This is a genomic window from Microcella sp. (genome assembly GCF_033763155.1).
Taxonomy (GTDB): Bacteria; Actinomycetota; Actinomycetes; order Actinomycetales; family Microbacteriaceae; genus Microcella.
Genome location: NZ_JANRKZ010000054.1, coordinates 1 through 1,544 on the forward strand (window position 1 = coordinate 1; position 1,544 = coordinate 1,544).

Here is a 1,544-nt window from a genome sequence, read left to right on the forward strand (position 1 = left end):
TGCGCGCGGCGCGACTCTTCGCGCTCGGGCAGGCCCAGTAGGTCGAGGTCGTCGCGCATTGCTCGCGCTTCGCGTCCGGCTCGGTCGGCATCGAGCCCCGACACCCGGGCGAGTAGCTGTTCTGCCGCCGCATCGAGCATCCCGGCCGTGAGCGCGGGGGAGGGGGTGCCGAGTCCGAGACGCACAGCATCGGCAACGGCCACGCTCACGCGCCCGTCAAGCACCGCGGCACCGATCGCCGGCGCAGCATCAGCGGCTCCCGCAAGATTGGCACTCGAAGCGGCGCCGCCATCGAACTCGCTCAAGGACGCCGAACTCGCCATTGCTATGCCAACGCGCACGGCTGTGCGGGCGTCAGCGGCGCGGGTGCCGGTCGTGACGCGCACGAGCTCGTCTGCCGTGCGGTGCCCGGTGCGCTGTGCGAGCCCGTCGGATCCCAGCTCGACGGCCGAGCGCCGTGCGATCTCGCCTGAGAGAAGCGATATGTGCAGTTGAGCGAGGCGGACTTCGTCGGCGGCCACGCGCGTGAGCTCGAGCAACGCGTCTTCGCCGAGGGAACGGAAGAGGGTGAGGTCGCGGGGAACGTTGGCGAGGGCATGCACCGCAGCGGTCATCGCGTCGGCAATGCACGGCGCGACGGATTCGGGGGAGAGCGGCGCGATCGCCGGGGACACGGTTGTTGGTGCGGCAACGCGGGGCGCACCGACGTCAAGCACGCGGGGCGCAGCGACGTCAGGCACGCGGGGCGTTGAAGCCAACAGCGTCGTCATGATGCACCCCCTTCGCGTCAGCGTTTGCTGTTCAGTGATTCGAACATACATTCGACTACCGACATTGGGGTGAGGTATCCACAGGCAGGTCCTGTGCGTGATCGCACGACGCGGGAAGACCGGGAAAGGTGGACCGGGGAGCCTGGCGTCGAGTATGGCGGCCACCCCGAAGGCAACGCCGGGCCCCCGAGCGACCGCACCACCCCCGCCACGGGTGCACAATGGCACGATGACCACCCCGTCACCCCGCGAGCCGCACAAGCCGCACACACCGCACGCATCCACCACCCCGACAACCCTCAGCCCGCGCCGCACCCGTATCGTGCTGCTCGTCGTGAGCCTCTCGCTCATGACCGTGGTGTCGGCGGTGAGTGGCCTCAACGTCGCCCTGCCGAGCCTCGCGCGCGCGACCGGCGCGAGCCAGACCGAGCTGACCTGGATCGTGGATGCCTACACCGTCATCTTCGCGGGGCTCCTCTTGGCCTCGGGTGCCATCGGCGACCGGCTGGGGCGCAAGGGCATCTTGCTCGTGGGCCTCGCGATCTTCGGCGTCGCTGCCGCGGCCGCTGCGTTCGTCGAAACGCCCGAAGCCCTCATCGCCCTGCGTGCCGTCATGGGAATCGGCGCGGCCGCGATCATGCCCACGACGCTCTCGGTCATCACGACGACCTTTCCGCTTGAAGAGCGCGGCAAAGCCGTGGGCGTGTGGGTCGGCGTGGCCGGCGGAGGTGCGGCGATCGGCGTGTTCGCCGCGGCCGTGTTGCTGCAGTGGTT

At 69.8% G+C, this 1,544-nt stretch carries 2 protein-coding genes; one reads left to right on the forward strand and one right to left on the reverse strand.

All coding sequences use genetic code 11. The features are described from left to right. Positions 1 to 770 (reverse strand): hypothetical protein (locus SFU54_RS02275; RefSeq protein WP_319014697.1); only part of this gene is annotated, 770 nt, incomplete at its 3' end. Positions 771 to 999: 229 nt separating this feature from the next. Between SFU54_RS02275 and SFU54_RS02280 the strand changes: the two genes are divergently transcribed. Beyond that, on the forward strand, positions 1,000 to 1,544 hold a 545-nt coding region (locus SFU54_RS02280; RefSeq protein ID WP_319014698.1), incomplete at its 3' end, for an MFS transporter.